This window comes from Streptomyces gamaensis (genome assembly GCF_042656465.1).
GTDB lineage: Bacteria > Actinomycetota > Actinomycetes > Streptomycetales > Streptomycetaceae > Streptomyces > Streptomyces gamaensis.
The window spans coordinates 1-503 of record NZ_JBHSPB010000069.1 but is presented as its reverse complement, the minus strand read 5'-3'; the positions used below and the strand labels follow the sequence as shown (position 1 = coordinate 503).

Genomic DNA, 503 nt, shown 5'->3' with positions numbered 1-503 from the left:
CTAGTGTCTCGTGATCCTGCTTGTGTCACTTCGAGTTGTTCGCGACGAGCTTTCTGACGTTGCGCTGTGTCAGACGGACCTTCGCGAGGATCTCGTCGGCGGTCGCCGTCCAGGCGAAGGGTTTCGCGTTCTCGTTCCAGGAGCTGATGTAGTCGCGGACCTGCCTGGTCAGGACACTGACGCTGGAGAACGTGCCACGCCGGATCGCCTGCCGGGTCAGGATGCCGAACCAGATCTCGATCTGGTTCAGCCACGAGGAGCCGACAGGGGTGAAGTGGAAATGGACGTGCGGGTTCTTCGCGAGCCACGTGTTCACCTCCGGCGTGGTGTGCGTGGACAGGTTGTCCAGAACGACGTGGATCTCCTTGCCCGCGTGGGGCTTCACCGCCTTCTTCAGGAAGGCGAGGAAGTTCGCAGCGTTCCGGTCCGGCCTGCACTCGCCGAGCACCTCGCCGGTGGCGACGTTCAGGGCGGCGAACAGGTTCGTGGTGCCGTGCCGCACG

Annotated in this window: 1 protein-coding gene; it reads right to left on the bottom strand. The window is 63.6% G+C overall.

From position 1 onward, the window contains the following. Positions 1-25: 25 nt before the first annotated feature. On the bottom strand, positions 26-503 hold a 478-nt coding region (locus tag ACFP1Z_RS33705; RefSeq protein ID WP_390321878.1), incomplete at its 5' end, for an IS630 family transposase.